Origin of the sequence: Pseudoxanthomonas sp. GM95 (genome assembly GCF_900109775.1) — a bacterium.
Classification (GTDB): Bacteria; Pseudomonadota; Gammaproteobacteria; order Xanthomonadales; family Xanthomonadaceae; genus Pseudoxanthomonas_A.
Window position 1 is genome coordinate 787,689 of sequence record NZ_FOAX01000002.1, and the last position, 17,296, is coordinate 804,984.

Below are 17,296 nucleotides of genomic sequence, written 5' to 3' on the forward strand. Positions count from 1 at the left end.
GGTGCTGATCGCAGCGGCCGGTGTGCCGCATAAGGCTGCGACCAGAACGGTAGTAGAGGTCAATGCTGGCGAACGCGAATCATTTTCATTAAAATCGTGTCATCCCGGTTCGCCGCATCGGATGCAAGCCCGGGCCGACCGCCAGCCGCTCCCGTTCGGGAGGCGTCTGCCAGCGGCGTTGTTCGCCACCTCTTACTCGTCGTCCCGCGCCTGTCGGATGTTGGCGTGGGGCTTGATGCCGCCTTTCTGGAAGCCCCCTCATGACCCGCCGATCGCCCGTTCCTTCCGCTGTCTGCCTGCAGCGCCGCCGTCTTCTGTCCAGCGCGCTGTTCGCTTCGCTGTGCGTGCTCGCCGCCGCGCCGGCCTTGGCTGCCGATGAAACCCCGGCGCCCGACCAGGACAAGGCCGACGTGACCACGCTGGACAGCCTGCAGGTCAAGGGCGAGCGCGCCGAGGGCTACTCGATCCGCAAGACCAACGCCGGCACGCGCTTCAACCTGTCCGCGCGCGAGATCCCGCAGTCGGTCAGCATCATCAGCCACCAGCGCATCGAAGATCAGGGCCTGGACGACATCATCGACGTGCTGGAAAACACCACCGGCATCTCCAATACCCGGTCGGACAGCGAGCGCTTCGAGTTCTACGCGCGCGGCTTCTACATCGACAGCTACCAGTTCGACGGCATCCCCACCACGATGGTGCAGAACTGGAGCTATGGCGACTCGGCCCTGGACCTGGCGCTGTACGACCGCGTGGAAGTCGTGCGTGGCGCGACCGGCCTGCTGAGTGGCACCGGCAACCCGTCGGCCTCGGTCAACCTGATCCGCAAGCACGCCGACAGCCACACCCTGACCGGCAGCGTCTCGCAGACCGTCGGCAGCTGGAACCGCAGCCGCACCACGGTCGATGTGACCACGCCGCTCAACAGCGCCGGCACCGTACGTGCGCGCGTGATCGGCAGCTACCTGGATACCGATTCGGCCGTGGACCGTTACAGCCAGAAGAAGAAGCTGTTTTATGGGGTGATCGACGCCGACCTGACCGACAACACGCTGCTGAGCGTCGGTTACGACTACCAGAAGAAGGAATCGGACGACGTCACCTGGGGCGGCTTCCCGATGTGGTACTCCGATGGCACCAGGACCAACTACTCGCGCGCGTTCAATCCCGCGACCGACTGGACGTATTGGGACACGACCACCAAGCGTGCGTTCGCCACGCTGCAGCACGATTTCGACAGCGGCTGGATGCTCAAGGTCGGCGCCACGCACGACCAGACCGACGTGCAGGACGTGCTGTTTTATCCGTACTACAGCGCGGGCACCGGCTACGACCGCGAGACTGGTACCGGCATCGTGCCTTACGCCGGTCGCTACGATACCCAGCGCAAGGTCGATGGCCTGGATGGCTATGTCAGCGGGCCGTTCCAGCTGTTCGGCCGCACCCACGAGCTGATGGCCGGCCTGAGCTACAACCGCCGCGACTACGTCAACAATGCATTCAATTACGAAGATGGCAGCTTCCCGGGCCTGATCCCGAGCTACAACGGCTGGACCGGCAACTTCACCGAGCCGGCCTGGACCACCTCCTACGAGGCCAGCAGTGGCGTGGTGACGCAGAAGGCGGCTTACGCGGCGGCGCGCTTTACCCTGGCCGATCCGTTGAAGCTGATCGTCGGCGCGCGCTACACCGACTGGAAGGTCGATGGCCAGGAAGGCGGCGTGCCCCAGGTCAACGCACAGAAGAAGACCGTCCCGTACGCCGGCCTGATCTACGACATCGACGACACCTGGTCGACCTATGTCAGCTATACGGACATCTTCAATCCGCAGCTGACCAAGGACGTCAACAAGCGCTTCCTCGACCCGACCACGGGCAAGAGCTACGAGGCCGGCGTCAAGGCGGCGTGGTTCGACAATCGCCTGAACGCCTCGCTGTCGGTGTTCCGCATCGAGCAGGACAACCTGGCGCAAGCCACCGGTCAGTACAACGACCAGAACGAGGCGATCTACGTCGCGGCGCAGGGCACGGTGAGCCGTGGCGTCGAGTTCGAAGTGAATGGCGAGTTGGCTCCGGGCTGGAACGCGACCTTCGGTGCCTCGCGCTACGTGGCCAAGGATGAGAACGGCGACGACATCAACAGCGAGCTACCGCAGACCACGATCAAGCTCTACACCAGCTACACCCCGCGTGGCCTGTCGGACCTGACCTTCGGTGGTGGCGTGAACTGGCAGAACCGCATCTATGCCACGGCCTACTACACCTCGACCGACAGCATCCTGGCGCGTCAGGGCGCGTACGCACTGGTCAATGCCTTCGCGCGCTATCGCATCTCGGACCGGTTCTCGGTGCAGGCCAACCTCAACAACCTGCTGGACAAGAAGTACTACTCGCAGATCTACGGCTACGGCGCGTACGGCGAGCCGAGCAATGGCTCGCTGACGCTGATCTATTCGTTCTGATTCAACGCATAGGGCAAGTGTTGAAAGAAGCGCCGGCTTGTCCGGCGCTTCTTTTTTGCGTCTTGCATCGGCAGTGTCGGGGAGGTGCCTGGCGCCTGATGTCGATGCGACGCATATTCGCTGTGAACTGCGTTCGAGCAGGGCTGTTTCGATCATGACGCCGCGGGCTTTGCATCGGTCGTGAGCGCTCTGCGATGTGCATCGATCACGACGCCGACGCCGACGCTGCCGGTGCCATTGCTGGATCTCGCGTTGAAAGCGGCGCCGTGCGAACGCGCGCTTGAGCCGCGCAGCCCACCAAGGCGCAAACAAAAAGGCCCGCTCCATCAGGGGCGGGCCTTTTCGATGTGACCCCTCATGCCAGCGTTTACGCCAGCGCGAGGTCCAACCTGATAACGGCTTAGAAGCGGTATTCCAGCGTCGCCGTGGTGTTGCGCGGCGCGCCGTAGTAGCCGATCTGGTACAGGCTGCCGATGTACTTCTTGTCGGCGATGTTGTTGGCATTGACGCGCAGACTCAGGTCATCGGTGATGTTCCAGCCGACGAAGGCATTGAAGATCGCATACGCATCCTGGTGAACGGTGTAGCCGCTGTAGCTGTCCGGGCCCGAAGTGGTGCCGGCCTGCCAGCGGGCACTGACGCCGTAGGACAGCGCGGTGTAGCTGGGCAGGCGCGCGCTGATGGCCAGGTTGGCGGCGTTGCGGGCCACCCAGGGGAAGGTGTCGTCGCCGTTGTCGCCGTCCATCTTCAGGTGGGTGTAACCCAGCACCACGTCGAGGTTGTCGGTGACCTTGCCGGTGACCTCCAGCTCGACGCCGCGCGACTGCACGTCGACCGGCTCGTAGTAGTAGTTGCCGCTGGCCGGATCCAGGCCGCGGTAGGTCGCCAGCCCGTCCTGCTTGGCGTCGAACACCGCCAGCGTGGTCAGCAGGCGCTGGTCCAGCCAGTTGGCCTTGACGCCGACCTCGTAGTTCTTGCCCTTGGTCGGGTCCAGATAGACCTTGTTGATGTCGGTCTGGTCCTGCGGCTGGTAGATGTCCGAATAGCTCACGTAGCCCAGCACGTCATCGCTGAAGTCCCAGGTGACGCCGGCGTACGGACTGGTGTGGCTGTCGCTCTGGCGATACAGCACGCCGCCGGTCTGGCCTTCGCGTTCGAAGGAGGTGTAGTTGAAGCCCACCATGGCCTTCAGACGCTCGGTCAGCGACACGCGGGTCACGCCGTAGGTGCGCTTGATGCGCTGGTTGGTGGTGTCGGGCACGGTGCGATCGCCCCAGGTCGGCTCGGCCACGACGTTGTTGGCGTACGGGAAGCCCGGCAGCACATCGAAGCCCGAGAACGCCGGGTTGTAGGTCGTGCCGCCGTGGCTCTGCGCCAGGCTGAAGCCGAGCATGGCTTCCTGGTCGCGGCCGAACAGCGAGTAGGTGCCGTTGAGTTCGGCGGTGCCCAGGTTGGCCGTGGTCTTGTCCTGGCCCTTGTACGGATAGCCGTTCAGGCCTTCATAGGTCACCGGGTCCAGGCCGGTGAAGGTGTAGGCGAAGAACAGCTGGTCGTCGCTGGTGGTGCGGCGGTAGTTGTAGGCCAGTTTCAGGCGCCAGTTGTCACTGAGCTGGTGGGTGTACTCCAGGAAACCGGTCTGGTTGTTGCTGTTCCAGTAGGTCCAGTCCTGGGTGGTCGAGGCGCTGCGATCCCAGGCGACCTGGCCACCGCCGACAGTGTTGAAGGTCAGCGCGCCCCACATGTTGCCGGTGCTGTTGGCCTGCTGGTACGAGTAACCGGCGGTCAGGGTGCCGTTCTCGCCGATCTGGCCATCGACCACGCCGTAGAGGTAGGTGCGCTCCTTGTCGTAGTCGCGCAGGTACGAGCCGCCGTCTTCATGCGCGGCGACCACGCGCACCGCCCAGGTGCCGTCGGTGGTGATCGGCGAGGAATAGTCGACCGTTTCGCGCTTGGTGCCCCAGGAGCCGTAGCTGACCGAGACCGAGCCTTCCTCATCGTTGGTCGGGCGCTTACGCACGTAGTTGATGGTGCCGGCGGCGTTGCCTACGCCGGTCAGCAGGCCGTTGGCGCCGCGGATGACTTCGATCTTGTCGTAGCCGAACGAATCCATCGCGCCGGTGACGATGCCCCAGCCGTTGGGCAGGCCGATGCCGTCGATCTGCGTGTTGACGATCTCGAAGCCACGCGAGATGTAGTTGGTGCGGTTGGTTTCCCACTCCTCGACCTGGATGCCCGGCGACAGGCGCAGCGCATCGTTGAGGTTGTTGGCACCGAAGTTGTCCATCTGCTCGCGGCTGACCACGCTGATCGACTGCGGCGTGTCCTTGATCGCCAGATCGAGGTTGGTTGCGCCGTTGCTGACGCGCTCGGCGCGCTGGGCGACGACCAGGACCTTGTCCAGATCCTTGGCGTCGGCTGCATCGGCAGCGGCGTCACCGGCAGGCTGCGCAACGGCCTGGAAGGCGGCAAACAAGCCGAGCGCCAGCAGGGACAGGCGCGGCAGGGCGGCGGGAGAGGGCGAAGGACGGGTCATGGAGGGGTCCAGATGGTTAAGGAATGGTGAGCGGCGGTCCGCGTGCGGGCGGCATAGTAAATGAAAATGATTCGCGTTTTATATTTTTGTGATGTCGATGCATGTCTTGGGCGACAAACGGCGTCCCGGTTGCATTCCTGGCCCTTGACAGGCTTTCGATTACGGGTGTAATTTCAATAAAAATTACAGGCGTAAACGCAATGGCGATCAGCGAAGCCGAAGCCGTGGTGATGGAGGTGCTATGGGACCGCAGTCCGCAGGGCGCCGATGAGGTGGTCGCCGCGCTGGCCAGTCGCAACGACTGGGCCGAACCGACCATCAAGACCCTGCTCAACCGTCTGCTCAACAAGGGGGCTATCGCGGCGACCAGGGACGGGCGCCGGTATCTGTATTCGCCGGTGCTGACCCGCCAGGCCTGGGTGCAGCAGCAGAGCGAAGGCCTGTTGGAGCGGGTGTTCGGCGGGCGCGTGGCGCCGCTGGTGGCGCATTTTTCAGAGCGCGGAAAACTCTCGGCGCAGGACATCGCCGATCTCAAACGTCTCGTACAGGAGTTGGACGATGAGCAGTGAACTGATCGCGGTGTTGATCGAGACCACGCTGGCCAGCAGCGCGGCGTTGCTCCTGGTGCTGGCGCTGCGCAGGCCGATGCGCGTTGCCTTCGGCGCGGGTGCGACCTACGGCCTGTGGGCGCTGGTGCCGATCGCGCTGGTCGCGGTGCTGCTGCCCGCGCCGGTGCGACCGGCCGTGCTGGTGCCGATGGTCGCCAAGGTCGGCGAGGCACAGGCGCTCGAGGCGGTGCCGGTCGCATCGTCCGTGCCTTGGATGCCGGTGTTGATCGCGATTTGGGTCATCGGTGCGCTTGCGGTGGCCTGCGTACAGGCGTGGCAGCAGCGGCGCTTCCTGCAGCGGCTTGGTCCGCTGCGCATGCACGCGCACGGGCTTGGCGTGGCCGCGACCAGCGCAGGGCTGCCGGCCGTGACCGGCGTGCTGCGTCCGCGCATCGTGCTGCCGGCCGATTTCCTGCAGCGCTACGACGTCGATGAGCGCGCGCTGGTCGTCGCGCACGAGCGCCAGCACATCGCGCGCGGCGACCTGCCGTGCAATGCGCTGGTCGCGCTGCTGCGCTGCGCGTACTGGTTCAACCCGCTGCTGCACTGGGCCGTGGCGCGCTATCGCCATGACCAGGAACTGGCTTGCGACGCCCGCGTGCTGCAGCGCCATCCGCACGCCCGCCGCACCTACGCCCAGGCCATGCTCAAGACGCAGCTGGATGCCTTCGCCTTGCCAGTGGGCTGTCACTGGCACACCCACCCGATCAAGGAGCGGATCGCCATGTTGAAACGTCCCAGTCCCCGCCGGTGGCAGACCGGTTTATCGAGCGCATTGTTGCTGGCGTTGTTTGCCGGCGGTGGGTATGCGGCTTGGGCGCAGCAGCCTGCGGTCGCAGCTGCCACGCCGAATGCCGCGACCGCGCCGCAATACAGTCTGAAATTCGACCTCACGGTGGACGGCGAGCAAAGCAACTTCGAGATGCGCGGTCGGGCAAAAGTGCCGATGGCGTTCAAGGTCGAGACCAAAGCCGGCAATCAGTGGGATTGCGAGATCACGCCGGAAGCGTACGGCGATGGGCTGGTCAAACTGAGCATGTCGATCAAGCGCAACGGCGAGGAGACCGCAACGCCGGTGCTGATCACACGGGAAGGCGTGGCCGCGTCGGTCAAGCAACAGCCGGAGGCCGGCGATACCACCGCGGCAGCATTCGAAGTGTCAGTGGTCGCCAACACAACAGGTCAATCGGTTTCGGCGTTGCAAGACAAACCATTGACCCTGCCGGGTGGTCCGGTGTTCTCAGGGAACGTCAGGGTGGCGTCGCAGGGGCAGGGCTTGCCAACAACGGTGGATGGAGACAGCGCCGCTGGCTTTTATCCCCAAGCCCGCCCAGAGCATCGTCCGCCTCCGCTTTATCCAGTTGATGCAGCACAAAATGGCGTGACAGGGCACGTCGTCCTGCTGGTTGATGTGGCCGCCGATGGGCATGTGGTCGATGCGACGGTCTCGCAAGCCGAGCCGGCAGGTGTGTTCGAAGCGGCTGCACTACAGGCCGTGCGCAATTGGATGTTCAATCCTGCAATGAAGGATGGGAAGCACGTTGCCGGCCGCGTCCGCGTTCCAATCGATTTTGATATCGACCCGCAGGATCCAACGGCGACCACCATGGCCGGTGGCGTCAAGCGCGCGGACTACGGCTGGTACAAGACCGACCTGCAAAAGGGCGAGACACGTGACATGCGCTGCGACGTGCTGGTGATGGGCGAGAAGGGCAAGGAGCAGGACGCCGCGTGTGGCATTCGCAAGCCCGTGGTCGAGAAGGCTTCTTCCGTTACACCGGCTGGAACGAAAATCCTTGCGGATGTTGTCCCGGATGGGACGACCTCGAACGTGCACCTGGACACCGATCGCAAGCCTGATGAACGCGAGCGCGCCATCATGGCGGCGCTTTCGCAGTTCCGTCAGACTCCGCCGATGAAAGATGGCTTGGCCGTGGCGGGACAGGTTGCTATCGATACGCGGCAGGCGATCGATGCGCCGCCCGGCTTCTTGGTGGGCCGCTGATGCAAGCACGTCTGGGGTCATGCATCGCAATTGCTTTGTTTCTTTCAGGCTGCGCCACGCACCCGGTTGCCGATTCTCCCGACGCCACCACCCGCAACACCAACGTCGACCAGCGGATGTTGACGCCCGAAGGTGATGGCGGTGCTTCGGGCAAGATCGAGCGTTACGAACTGGCGCCAACCGAAGTCTTCCGCATGCCGGCGCCGACCGAAGCGGGCAATCCGGAGCTGCGGGCGGATTCGCCGCGACAGACGCTGGCACCGACGACGGTCTGCGCACGGGTGGTGCTCGATGCGCAGGGCGACGTGCAGCGTGCGGAGCTGCTGGACGACCGCGAAGACTGCGCGGCGGGTGCGCAGGCCAGCAACGCGGATCTAGTGCAGGCGATGCTGGGAAAGGTGCGGCAATGGCGCTTTGCGCCCGCGGCGCTCTGCCATTTCGCCGCAGATCATCCGCCGGCCGACAGCACCAGTTGCGAAGGCGCGCAGTCGGTTGAGCCGGTGCCGGTGACGCTGTTGTATGCCTTCACCTTCGCGGTGGAGCAGGGGCACGTGCATGTCGAATCGGGTGGTATGGGCGGGCGATAGCCCACTATTGCATCCCAGGCTGTTGTGGGAGCCGATTCATCGGCGAAGGGCTCTTCTGACGGGCCGCATCGCCGATGAATCGGCTCCCACATGAGCACAAGCGAAGTTAGAGCATCTCCGGCTTGAACAGCCGCCGCCGTGAGCGCTCGTTGCCCGAGACCATGAACTGTCCTTCGCCGCGGTAGTGGACGGTGCGCGGATTCTTGGGTGTCGGCGCGACGTGCGCCTTCACCACTTCCCAGACGAACAGGTTGTAACGCTCCACCAGGGCGTCATCGTGTAGGCGGCATTCGAAACTGGCGTGGCATTGCGCGATCAAGGGCGCGTCCACGTGGGTGGCAGGTTGTGCGGTCAGGCCGAAGGCGTCGAACTTGTCGACCTCATCGCCGCTGCAGTTGCCGATGCGCACCACGGTGTCCAGCAGCGGCTCGGTTGGCAGGTTGATCACACATTGCCGGCTGGCCCGCACCAGCTCGAAGCTGCGATTGCCACTGGCGATCACGCACGCCAGCAGCGACGGCGAGAACTCCATGACCATGTGCCAGCCCATCGTCATGATGTCGCGCTGGCCGTCGTGCGCGGAACTCACCAGCACCACCGGGCCGGGTTCCAGGAAGCGGCGCACCTGGTGCACCGGGAAATCCCTTTTGCGAGCGATCTTCATCGGCGGCCTTGGCGTGGAAGCAGCGTCCACTACACCAGCGCGGCCGTGCAGGCCGCGTCCACCACGGCCGCTCAGTCCAGCACGTGCACCGCGTCGGCCAGCTGCTGCACCTCGTCGGGCTGGTGGCTGACGTAGACCATCGGCAGGCCGGTCTCGGTGCAGACCCGGCGCAGGTAGGGAATCAGCTCGCCGCGACGCTGTGCATCCAGCGCGGACAGCGGTTCGTCCAGCAGCAACAAGGCGGGTTGCGACAGCAATGCGCGGCCGATCGCCACGCGCTGGGCTTCGCCGCCGGAGAGGTTGCGCGGGCGTCGCTGTAGCAATGGAGAAATGCCAAGCAGCTCGACCACCGCATCGAACCCGAACTGCGTTGCGCGCGCCGGTGCGTGGCGGCCATAGCGCAGGTTGGCGTTGATATCCAGGTGCGGAAACAGCCGCGCTTCCTGGAACACATAGCCGATGCGGCGCTGATGCACGGACGTGTTGATGCGCCCGGTGCTGTCGAATAGCACCCGGTCTTCCACCGCGATCCGGCCACTCGTCGGACGCAACAGCCCGGCGATGGCGTTGAGCACGCTGGTCTTGCCGGCACCGGATGGCCCAGTCAGCGCGAGCACGCGCGCATCGCTGGCGATCCGCACCTGGCGCTGGAAGCCACCGCGCTGCAGCTGGATGTCCACCTCCAGCATCACAGCACCTCTGCCTCGTGCCCGCGCTGGCGGCGCACCAGCCATTCGGACAGCACCAGCGCGCCCAGCGAAATGCACAGCGACACCGCGGCCAGGCGCCAGATGCCGTGTTCGCCGCCGGGCACCTGCAGCAGGCTGTAGATCGCCGCCGAGACCGTCTGGGTCTGGCCGGGGATGTTGGAGACGAAGGTGATGGTGGCGCCGAATTCGCCCAGCGCCTTGGCAAATGCCAGCACCGCGCCGGCGACCAGGCCCGGCCATGCCAGCGGCAGGGTGATCGTTAGGAACACCTTCCACGGCGGCGCGCCAAGCGTGGCGGCGGCGTGTTCCAGGCGGCAATCGACCTGTTCGATCGATAGCCGGATGGCGCGCACCATTAGCGGAAAGCCCATCACCGCGCAGGCCAGCGCCGCGCCGGTCCAGCGGAAGGCGAAGCGGATGCCCAGGTGTTCCAGTAGCCACGCGCCGATCACCCCGCGCGTGCCCATCGTCACCAGCAACACGTAGCCGATCACCACCGGCGGCAAGACCAGCGGCAGGTGGATCACCGCATCCAGCAGCGTGCGGCCGACGAAGCGCTTGCGCGCCAGCAGCCAGGCCACGGCGATGGCCGGCGGCAGGCTGGCCAGCGCGCCGACCGCCGCCACCTTCAGGCTGAGGTGGATGGCGACCAGTTCGTCAGGCGAGAACGCGAACACGCCTTACTTCAGGACCGTGAAGCCGCGCTTTTCGAAGATGGCCTTGGCCGGCGCCGTGCCCAGCCAGGTGACAAAGGCCTTGCGCGACGGCGCGGTGCCGGTGGTCAGGCTGGCGACCGGGTAGACGATGGCCGGATGGCTGGTCGCCGGGAAGGTATCGACCACGCGCACGCCCGGGTCGGCGGCCGCGTCGGAGCCGTAGACGATGCCCAGCGGGGCTTCGCCGCGCGAGACCAGCAGCAGTGCCGAACGCACGCTGTCCGATTCGGCCAGCTTGGCCTGCACGCCGTCCCACAGCTTCAGCGATTCCAGCGCCGACTTGGCGTACTTGCCGGCCGGCACGCTGCTGACCTGGCCCACGGCCAGGCGGCCGTCGCCGAGCGCCTTCACCAGCGCGCCGGGCTGGGTGACCTTGAGCTGGGTGGCACTGGCCTTGGGTGCCACCAGCACCAGGGTGTTGCCGAGCAGGCTGCGGCGGGTGGCGGTATCGACCAGCTTGCGTTCCTGCAGGTAGTCCATCCATTGCAGGTCGGCGGAGATGAAGACATCGGCCGGCGCGCCCTGTTCGACCTGCTTGGCCAGGGTGGAACTGGCCGCGTAGGAGACAGTGACCGGCGTGCCCGTGGTCTTCTGGTACAGCGCGGCGGCCTCGTCCATCGATTCCTTGAGGCTGGCGGCGGCGAAAACGGTGACCGGCGTGGTGTCGGCGGCCTGGACGGCAAAGGTGCTGGCGGCGGCCAGCAGCAGGACGCCGGTGCGCAGCAGGCGCGAAGCAAGACGTGTCATCGGAAGGATCCCCTCAAGTCGTGTGATGCAGCGGAAAGTGTCGCGCGCTCAGGGCGTGCGCACGGTGATGCGGTTGACCTGGCGCACCGAGCGCGCCGGACGGCCATCGCCGGGGACCAGCAGGCGCAGTGGACCGTCGTGCGCGTCCAGCGGCTTGCCGGCGCACTGGTCGGCGAGCACGACCTGGGCCTTGCCCAGCGTGGCGTCCAGTTCGCCCAGCGAGAAGACCACGCGGTAGCCATCCGCCGCCTGCACCTCGACCACGCGCGCCAGCTGCGGGCCGCGCAGCGGCGTGGCCGGCATGGCCTGTGCCTTCTGCAGCAGCGCGGCCAGCGCGACGCCGCTGCAATCCAGCGCCTGGCCGTGCACGTCCATCTGCGCACGTTGGCGCGGCAGATCGCGCAGCGCGGCGGCATCGAGCGGCACGCTGATCGCGGCGTCATCCGAAGCCGCGAAGGCGGACACGGCCGGGAGCGCGGACAGCGCGGCAAGCAGCAGGACGGCGAAGGCTTTCATCTGGACTCCCGATATATCGACAAGGATATACCGCAGGCCGTTTCGCCATGTCCATGCACGAAAAGTGATGACGGGCGTGACGTCGCGCTGATGACGCCAGGCGTGCGGCTCACGTCGCCGCGGCGTGCGCGCGCAGCCAGTCCAGGTCGGCCGCGGCAGCCTGGGCGCAGGTCTGTTCGATCCGGCGATAAGTCGCCAGTACCTGCGTGCCCAGCGGGGTCAGGACCGCGCCACCGCCGCTGCTGCCGCCCTTGCTGGCCTGGATCAGCGGCGCATCGAACATCTTGTTCATCGCGCTCGCCAGGTCCCAGGCGCGCTTGTAGCTCATGCCCATCGCCCGGCCGGCCGCGGAGATCGAACCGGTGTCGCGCACGCGTTCCAGCAACTCGGCCTTGCCCGGCCCCAGCATCGCGTCGGGGGCAAGCAGCACGCGTAGGCTCAGGCGGCGGGAAGCAGGCGTGGCAGTCATGGCGATCCGGTCAGGCGGCGGCCGCGGCAGCATAGCGGACCGTTTCCTCGGGGCCTGTTGCTGCGCTGCCCGCACACACGTGCAAGCCGCTTCGCGCCGCGCCGGCGTAGGCTTGGCGCCTTCGCAACGCGGCCGGGAGTCGTCATGGGCATCGAAGATCCGATCACGGTGGTGCTGGAGCAGGAGGAGGACTTCGCCTTCCGCATCCGGTTCGAGGGCCTGGACGTGCCCGAGGTGTTGTCCGACGAGGCCGCGCCATTGGGCCACGACCAAGGCCCCAACCCCACGCGCCTGCTGCTGGCCTCGATCGCCAACTGCCTGTCGGCCAGCCTGCTGTTCGCCCTGCGCAAGCATCGCAACACGCCGGGCAAGCTGCGCGCTTCGATCACCGCCGTGCCGGTGCGCAACGCCGACGGCCGCTGGCGCCTGCCGCAGGTCGAAGCGACCCTGCACCTGCCCGAGGCCAACGCCGATTACCAACACCTGGAGCGCGTGCTGGAGACTTTCGAGGACTTCTGCACCGTCACCCAGAGCGTGCGCCAGGGCATCGATGTGCAGGTCACGGTGAAGGACGCGCTGGGCCACGTCCTGCGCGGCGATCACTCCGGCGAGGCCGGCGCATGAGCGAGCCGCTATTGATCGCCTGTCCGCACTGCCACGCGCGTAATCGCGTGCCGGCGCCACGCCTGGCCGAGGCGCCCACCTGCGGCCGCTGTCACCAGGCCTTGTTCGTCGGTCGTCCGGTCGTGTTGGACACGGCCCACTTCGACACGCATTCGCGTGACAGCGACCTGCCGCTGCTGGTGGATTTCTGGGCGCCTTGGTGCGGCCCGTGCAAGATGATGGCGCCGCATTTCGAAGCTGCCGCCGCGCAGCTGGAGCCGCGCCTGCGGCTAGCCAAGGTCGATACGGATGCACAGCCGGCGCTGGGCGCGCGGTTCGGGATTCGGAGCATTCCGACGATGGCAGTGTTCCTGCGTGGCCGCGAGTTGGGGCGGCAGTCGGGGGCGATGCAGGGTGGGGAGATTGTGCGGTGGGCGTTGAGTTTGGTTTGATTTGCGGTTGACGCCTATGGCGATTGTCTTGGCGTCATTTTGTCCAAAGACAGAAGCTTTCGTGCGGCTTCGCCGCCCGACCTACTTTCTTTGCTTGTGCAAAGAAAGCTAGGCAAAGAAGCGCTTTTCCACAGACGCATGTCTGGTCAACACACTCCGGGCGGCACGCCCGCTACGCGGGTTCGCTACGGGGCGAGGGATTTTTGGAAGGGACATCCCTGTCCCTTCCAAAAACGCCGCACATCCTTGTGCGGCGCCCTGCGGGTCTTGTCCTCGTCCCTTCGCCGTGCCTCACGGAGAGTTTCAGAGCGCAAGCAAAGGCGAAAGCGGAGAAGCCGCGGTTACGGAGATCTGCGCGTCTGGCGCCGAGCTTGCTCGGCGGCTTTGGCTTTGTTGTTGCTCTGCTCTTGATCTTCAGCGCCTTCAAAGCGAGCCGAGCACCGCAGGCGGAAACGGCCGTAGAGGCGCGCGTGTCTGAGCGAAGCGAGTTTGCGCGCCGTGCCGTTTGCGGCGAGGAGCACAGGGCACCGATGCGCGGCATCGGCGAGTGTTTTCAATCCCCTCTTGGGGACAGGCGCTGGCGGTTTTGCTTCCTTTTGCCAAGACAAAAGGAAGGCGTGCGCCGCAGCCGCGCGAAAGCTCTGCTTTAAAAAAGCTACCGCGCCTTAGCGCGACCCCAACGCCGCATTCAACACCGCCGCCAGCCGCACCCCCGCCAAGCGCAGCTGCTGCTCGGCCACCGGCGTCCAGGTATCGAAATACGCCTGGTCGATCTTCGCCTGCGCCGGATACAAACCCGGGGACAAGGCGATGCGGCATGAGGCCTCCGCCCACGGCCCGGCACTGGGCGGATAACTTGCACCGGGTCCAGCCTCTGGCCGCGGCAGGGCGCGAATCTGCGCAAGCAAGGCGTCATCGTCCAGGCCCGTGTGACGCAGCAGGCCGCTGTCCCATAGCGAATGCAGGTTGCTGCCGCGGCCGTCCACGTTGACCTGCACGGTGTTGGCGCCCTTGTCCTTGGCGTAGCCGGCGTGCAGCGGCTGGTGTGTGTCGCCGACCAGGTGTACGACGAACTTCAGGGCCTGCAGGCGCTGCGCGGCCGGCGCGGTGCGATCGGCGAGGAGCTTGGTCTGCGCGGCGAGCGCTTCGATCTCGCAGTCGCCATTGCGGCAATCGCGCGGCGGGTCGTAATGGCAGTCGCTTTCGCCCAGGTTGACGTAATGCCAGGGCGCGGTGCGCTTGCCGAGATCGGGATCGTGCTCGCGCAGTTCATCGGGCCAGCTGGCGATGCTGCCCAGCGTGGCGCCGGGCTCCAGCGCCAGCAACGCATCGATCTGCGCGCGGGTCTTGGGTGTGAGATCGGGCTCGGCCAGTTCGGCGACGAGCTTGTGGCCGTTGCGGCCCCAGGCCAGGGCCAGGGACGGGGTGCCAACCAGGGCCAGCGACAGCAGCGCGGCCAGCGGCCGCACGAACAAACGATTCAAGACGCACATCCACGCAATTTCGACAGCGGGCGATCATACCTGCGCACCCGGTGCGGCCCGATGTCAGCCGGCCGGGCGCGTGATCGGCGGCTCAGAAATAGTGGATGTAGGCGACGCCGTAATACAGCGGATCGATCTTGAGCGAGCCGACCTTCTGTTCGTACAGCGCGATGTCCGGGCGCATCTGCATCCAGCGCACGTCCACGCGCACCGCGCCGCTTTCGCCGATGGCGAAATCGATGCCGGCATGCGCGGCCAGGCCGAAGGAATCCTTGAGCTTCAGGTCGGTGCCGGCCAGGACGCCGTCGCCGCTCTCGCTGAAGTAGGTGGCGTAGTTCAGGCCCAGGCCGACGAACGGTGAGATGTTGCCGCTGCCGTTGAAGTGGTACTGCACGGTGAAGCTCGGCGGCAGCGCGACGAAGCTGCCGGCCTTGCTGCCGTCGACGGTGATGTCCTGCTTGCCGGCCAGGTTCAGCGCGGTTTCCAGGCCCCAGTTTTCGGCGATGAAGGTTTCCCAGGTCAGCGAGGCGCCAATGCCGTCGTCCACTTCCAGCGGCGTGGTGCCGGCCAGGATCGTGCCGGCATCGGACTTGGGCGCGATGCCATACAGCCCGGCGCCGAGGGTGAAGTGGCCCGCGGCCTGGGCGAAGGCGGAAGGCGCGCAGCCGGCAAGCGCGAGCGCGGCAAGGCAATGAAGCGGACGAAGGTGCATGGGGTCCCCGGGGATGGTGGTCGGTCCTTGGGGAACGCGCACCGTGCCGGAGAGTTCCGCCTGTCCTGGCGGCAACGCAGCCTCGCATTCCCTTGTCAGCGAGTGTGCCAGAGGCTGCGCCGCGCTGTCGCGACCGGGGTCAGAACTTCAGCACCCAGGCCGCGCCGTAGGTCAGCGGAGCCAGGTGCGCGGTGCCGAGGTCGGCGCCGTCCACGCGGACCTTGCTGTCGATGTCCATCCAGCGCGCATCGATCCGCAGTGCGCTGCGCGCGCTCAAGGCGAAATCCACGCCGACATGCGCGGCCAGCCCCCAGGAATCGCCCAGCGACAATTCGCTGCCGGCCAGCGCACCAGTGGTCTTCTCGCTGAAGAAGGTCGTGTAGTTGAGCCCGGCGCCCACGAACGGCGACACCCGCCTCGCGCTGTTGAAGTGGTACTGCAGCGAGACCGTCGGCGGCAGGTGCTTGGTGCTGCCGACTCGCCCAAGGCCGGCGATGGCGATGTCGTGTTCGAATGGCCAGGCGGCCAGCACTTCCAGGCCCAGGTTGTCAGCGACGAAGTACTCCAGGCTGACGGTCGGCTTGGTGTCGCTGCCGACCCTCAACGGCAGCGTGCCGCCGGCGAGCGCGCCGTTGTCGGACTTTGGGTTGACCTGGTGCACGCCCAGGCCCAGCGCCAAGTCGCCGCGGGATTGGGCGTGGGCGGGCAGCGTGGCGGCGCCAAGGGCGAAGGCAGCGAGGGAGAAGGCGATCAAGCGCATGTGCAAGGTCCTGCGTGGGAAAGTGCGCGCAGTCTGTGCAGCCGCAGGCGGCTGCGCCTTGATCCGGATCAAGGCAGGTTGGCGCGCGGCAGGCCCTGCAATCGCGCCTCGGTCGGTAGTGGCCGATGACCGAGGTGTAAGCGCTTCCAAAGCCCGGCCTGGCGGGCCGTGACCCGGCGCAAACGGGAGGCGCTGCTAGAATGCCGGCCCCTTCAACGCTGCGCCGCGCTTGCATGCGGCCTTTCAGGAGCTCCCCCGTAATGACCATCAAGGTAGGCATCAACGGCTTCGGCCGCATCGGCCGCAACGTGCTGCGTTCGGCGGTGCAGAACTTCGACGGCGACATCGAGATCGTCGCCATCAACGACCTGCTGGAACCGGACTACCTGGCCTACATGCTGCAGTACGACTCGGTGCACGGCCGCTTCGACGGCACCGTGTCGGTCGAAGGCACCACCCTGATCGTCAACGGCAAGAAGATCCGCCTGACCGCCGAGCGCGATCCGGCCGCGCTGAAGTGGGACGAGGTCGGCGCCGATGTGGTCATCGAATCCACCGGCATCTTCCTGGACAAGGCCGGCGCGCAGAAGCACCTCGACGCGGGCGCCAAGAAGGTGATCCTGTCGGCCCCGTCCAAAGACGACACGCCGATGTTCGTGTTCGGCGTCAACGACAAAACCTACAACGGCGAGGCGATCATCTCCAACGCCTCGTGCACCACCAACTGCCTGGCCCCGCTGGCCAAGGTCATCCACGACAAATGGGGCATCAAGCGCGGCCTGATGACCACCGTGCACGCGGCCACCGCGACGCAGAAGACCGTCGATGGCCCGTCCAACAAGGACTGGCGCGGCGGCCGCGGCATCCTGGAGAACATCATTCCGTCCTCCACCGGCGCGGCCAAGGCCGTCGGCGTGGTGATCCCGGAATTGAACAAGAAGCTCACCGGCATGAGCCTGCGCGTGCCGACCTCGGACGTCTCGGTCGTCGACCTGACCTGCGAGCTGGAAAAGCCGGCCACCTACGAAGAAATCTGCGCCGAAATGAAGGCTCAGAGCGAAGGTGCGCTCAAGGGCATCCTGGGCTACACCGAAGACAAGGTCGTGGCCACTGACTTCCGCGGCGAGACCCGCACCTCGGTGTTCGACGCCGGCGCCGGCATCGCCCTGGACTCCACCTTCGTCAAGCTGGTGTCCTGGTACGACAACGAGTGGGGCTACTCCAACAAGTGCCTGGAAATGGTGCGCGTGGTCGCGGCGAAGTAAGTC

Annotated in this window: 17 protein-coding genes; 7 read left to right on the plus strand and 10 right to left on the minus strand. The window is 66.1% G+C overall.

All coding sequences use genetic code 11. From position 1 onward, the window contains the following. Positions 1-260: 260 nt before the first annotated feature. On the plus strand, positions 261-2,462 hold the full coding sequence (gene fhuE / locus BMZ17_RS11520) for a ferric-rhodotorulic acid/ferric-coprogen receptor FhuE (RefSeq protein WP_093138714.1): 2,202 nt from the start codon (positions 261-263) through the stop codon (positions 2,460-2,462). 400 nt (positions 2,463-2,862) lie between these two features. On the opposite strand, the gene BMZ17_RS11525 is transcribed toward fhuE, so the two are convergent. Continuing rightward, a complete protein-coding gene (locus BMZ17_RS11525) occupies positions 2,863-4,995 on the minus strand; it encodes a TonB-dependent siderophore receptor (protein WP_093138715.1) in 2,133 nt (710 codons plus the stop codon). 200 nt (positions 4,996-5,195) lie between these two features. Here BMZ17_RS11525 and BMZ17_RS11530 point away from each other — a divergent pair, with 200 nt between their 5' ends. The 3 genes from BMZ17_RS11530 to BMZ17_RS11540 are packed head-to-tail and all read left to right on the plus strand — an operon-like array spanning position 5,196 to position 8,195. Beyond that, positions 5,196-5,564 carry a BlaI/MecI/CopY family transcriptional regulator gene (locus BMZ17_RS11530; RefSeq protein WP_093138716.1) on the plus strand — a complete coding sequence of 123 codons (369 nt, stop codon included), beginning with the start codon at positions 5,196-5,198 and terminating at the stop codon, positions 5,562-5,564. After that, entirely contained in the window at positions 5,554-7,608 is a 2,055-nt protein-coding gene (locus BMZ17_RS11535) for a TonB family protein (RefSeq protein ID WP_093138717.1), read from the plus strand. Before BMZ17_RS11530 ends, BMZ17_RS11535 begins: the two co-directional genes overlap by 11 nt. After that, positions 7,608-8,195: a hypothetical protein gene (locus BMZ17_RS11540; protein WP_093138718.1), complete on the plus strand. Its 588-nt coding sequence runs from the start codon at positions 7,608-7,610 to the stop codon at positions 8,193-8,195. The genes BMZ17_RS11535 and BMZ17_RS11540 overlap by 1 nt, the downstream gene beginning before the upstream one ends. Before the next feature lie 106 nt (positions 8,196-8,301). Here BMZ17_RS11540 and BMZ17_RS11545 read toward each other — a convergent pair whose 3' ends face one another. The 6 genes from BMZ17_RS11545 to BMZ17_RS11570 form a co-directional block, all read right to left on the minus strand. Beyond that, entirely contained in the window at positions 8,302-8,859 is a 558-nt protein-coding gene (locus tag BMZ17_RS11545) for a flavin reductase family protein (protein WP_093138719.1), read from the minus strand. A gap of 71 nt (positions 8,860-8,930) precedes the next feature. Beyond that, positions 8,931-9,548, minus strand: coding sequence for an ATP-binding cassette domain-containing protein (locus BMZ17_RS11550; RefSeq protein ID WP_093138720.1), 618 nt, complete (start codon positions 9,546-9,548; stop codon positions 8,931-8,933). Then, a complete protein-coding gene (modB, locus tag BMZ17_RS11555; RefSeq protein ID WP_093138721.1) occupies positions 9,548-10,246 on the minus strand; it encodes a molybdate ABC transporter permease subunit in 699 nt (232 codons plus the stop codon). The genes BMZ17_RS11550 and modB overlap by 1 nt, the downstream gene beginning before the upstream one ends. Positions 10,247-10,249: 3 nt before the next feature. Continuing rightward, positions 10,250-11,032, minus strand: a complete 783-nt coding sequence (gene modA, locus BMZ17_RS11560) for a molybdate ABC transporter substrate-binding protein (RefSeq protein WP_093138722.1) — start codon at positions 11,030-11,032, stop codon at positions 10,250-10,252. Between the two features lie 48 nt (positions 11,033-11,080). Continuing rightward, positions 11,081-11,548 carry a molybdopterin-dependent oxidoreductase gene (locus tag BMZ17_RS11565; RefSeq protein ID WP_093138723.1) on the minus strand — a complete coding sequence of 156 codons (468 nt, stop codon included), beginning with the start codon at positions 11,546-11,548 and terminating at the stop codon, positions 11,081-11,083. Between the two features lie 109 nt (positions 11,549-11,657). Continuing rightward, the gene (locus tag BMZ17_RS11570; protein ID WP_093138724.1) at positions 11,658-12,017 is read right to left on the minus strand and encodes a winged helix-turn-helix domain-containing protein; all 360 of its coding nucleotides are present in this window, start codon (positions 12,015-12,017) and stop codon (positions 11,658-11,660) included. A 144-nt stretch (positions 12,018-12,161) separates the two neighbouring features. Between BMZ17_RS11570 and BMZ17_RS11575 the strand changes: the two genes are divergently transcribed. Further along, positions 12,162-12,641, plus strand: coding sequence for an OsmC family protein (locus BMZ17_RS11575; protein WP_093138725.1), 480 nt, complete (start codon positions 12,162-12,164; stop codon positions 12,639-12,641). Then, positions 12,638-13,072 (plus strand): thioredoxin TrxC, encoded by a 435-nt coding sequence (gene trxC / locus BMZ17_RS11580; RefSeq protein ID WP_093138726.1) that lies wholly within the window; start codon positions 12,638-12,640, stop codon positions 13,070-13,072. The genes BMZ17_RS11575 and trxC overlap by 4 nt, the downstream gene beginning before the upstream one ends. Positions 13,073-13,737: 665 nt before the next feature. On the opposite strand, the gene BMZ17_RS11585 is transcribed toward trxC, so the two are convergent. The 3 genes from BMZ17_RS11585 to BMZ17_RS11595 all read right to left on the minus strand — a co-directional run bounded on the left by BMZ17_RS11585 (position 13,738) and on the right by BMZ17_RS11595 (position 16,028). Then, complete coding sequence (locus tag BMZ17_RS11585; RefSeq protein WP_093138727.1) at positions 13,738-14,565, minus strand: S1/P1 nuclease; 828 nt, start codon at positions 14,563-14,565, stop codon at positions 13,738-13,740. An 82-nt stretch (positions 14,566-14,647) separates the two neighbouring features. Further along, on the minus strand, positions 14,648-15,268 hold the full coding sequence (locus BMZ17_RS11590; RefSeq protein ID WP_093138728.1) for an OmpW/AlkL family protein: 621 nt from the start codon (positions 15,266-15,268) through the stop codon (positions 14,648-14,650). 139 nt (positions 15,269-15,407) lie between these two features. Further along, positions 15,408-16,028 (minus strand): OmpW/AlkL family protein, encoded by a 621-nt coding sequence (locus BMZ17_RS11595; protein ID WP_093138729.1) that lies wholly within the window; start codon positions 16,026-16,028, stop codon positions 15,408-15,410. 260 nt (positions 16,029-16,288) lie between these two features. On the opposite strand from BMZ17_RS11595, the gene gap reads away from it, so the two are divergent. Continuing rightward, a complete protein-coding gene (gap, locus tag BMZ17_RS11600; protein WP_093138730.1) occupies positions 16,289-17,293 on the plus strand; it encodes a type I glyceraldehyde-3-phosphate dehydrogenase in 1,005 nt (334 codons plus the stop codon). The last annotated feature ends 3 nt before the right edge of the window (positions 17,294-17,296 follow it).

Coding starts and splice junctions, on each gene's coding strand:
- BMZ17_RS11595 (WP_093138729.1), bottom strand. CDS start 16,028: ATGCGCTTGATCGCCTTCTCCCTCGCTGCCTTCGCCCTTGGCGCCGCC.
- BMZ17_RS11530 (WP_093138716.1), top strand. CDS start 5,196: ATGGCGATCAGCGAAGCCGAAGCCGTGGTGATGGAGGTGCTATGGGAC.
- modA (WP_093138722.1), bottom strand. CDS start 11,032: ATGACACGTCTTGCTTCGCGCCTGCTGCGCACCGGCGTCCTGCTGCTG.
- BMZ17_RS11575 (WP_093138725.1), top strand. CDS start 12,162: ATGGGCATCGAAGATCCGATCACGGTGGTGCTGGAGCAGGAGGAGGAC.
- gap (WP_093138730.1), top strand. CDS start 16,289: ATGACCATCAAGGTAGGCATCAACGGCTTCGGCCGCATCGGCCGCAAC.
- BMZ17_RS11570 (WP_093138724.1), bottom strand. CDS start 12,017: ATGACTGCCACGCCTGCTTCCCGCCGCCTGAGCCTACGCGTGCTGCTT.
- BMZ17_RS11590 (WP_093138728.1), bottom strand. CDS start 15,268: ATGCACCTTCGTCCGCTTCATTGCCTTGCCGCGCTCGCGCTTGCCGGC.
- BMZ17_RS11545 (WP_093138719.1), bottom strand. CDS start 8,859: ATGAAGATCGCTCGCAAAAGGGATTTCCCGGTGCACCAGGTGCGCCGC.
- BMZ17_RS11565 (WP_093138723.1), bottom strand. CDS start 11,548: ATGAAAGCCTTCGCCGTCCTGCTGCTTGCCGCGCTGTCCGCGCTCCCG.
- BMZ17_RS11550 (WP_093138720.1), bottom strand. CDS start 9,548: ATGCTGGAGGTGGACATCCAGCTGCAGCGCGGTGGCTTCCAGCGCCAG.
- BMZ17_RS11525 (WP_093138715.1), bottom strand. CDS start 4,995: ATGACCCGTCCTTCGCCCTCTCCCGCCGCCCTGCCGCGCCTGTCCCTG.
- trxC (WP_093138726.1), top strand. CDS start 12,638: ATGAGCGAGCCGCTATTGATCGCCTGTCCGCACTGCCACGCGCGTAAT.
- BMZ17_RS11585 (WP_093138727.1), bottom strand. CDS start 14,565: ATGTGCGTCTTGAATCGTTTGTTCGTGCGGCCGCTGGCCGCGCTGCTG.
- BMZ17_RS11540 (WP_093138718.1), top strand. CDS start 7,608: ATGCAAGCACGTCTGGGGTCATGCATCGCAATTGCTTTGTTTCTTTCA.
- BMZ17_RS11535 (WP_093138717.1), top strand. CDS start 5,554: ATGAGCAGTGAACTGATCGCGGTGTTGATCGAGACCACGCTGGCCAGC.
- fhuE (WP_093138714.1), top strand. CDS start 261: ATGACCCGCCGATCGCCCGTTCCTTCCGCTGTCTGCCTGCAGCGCCGC.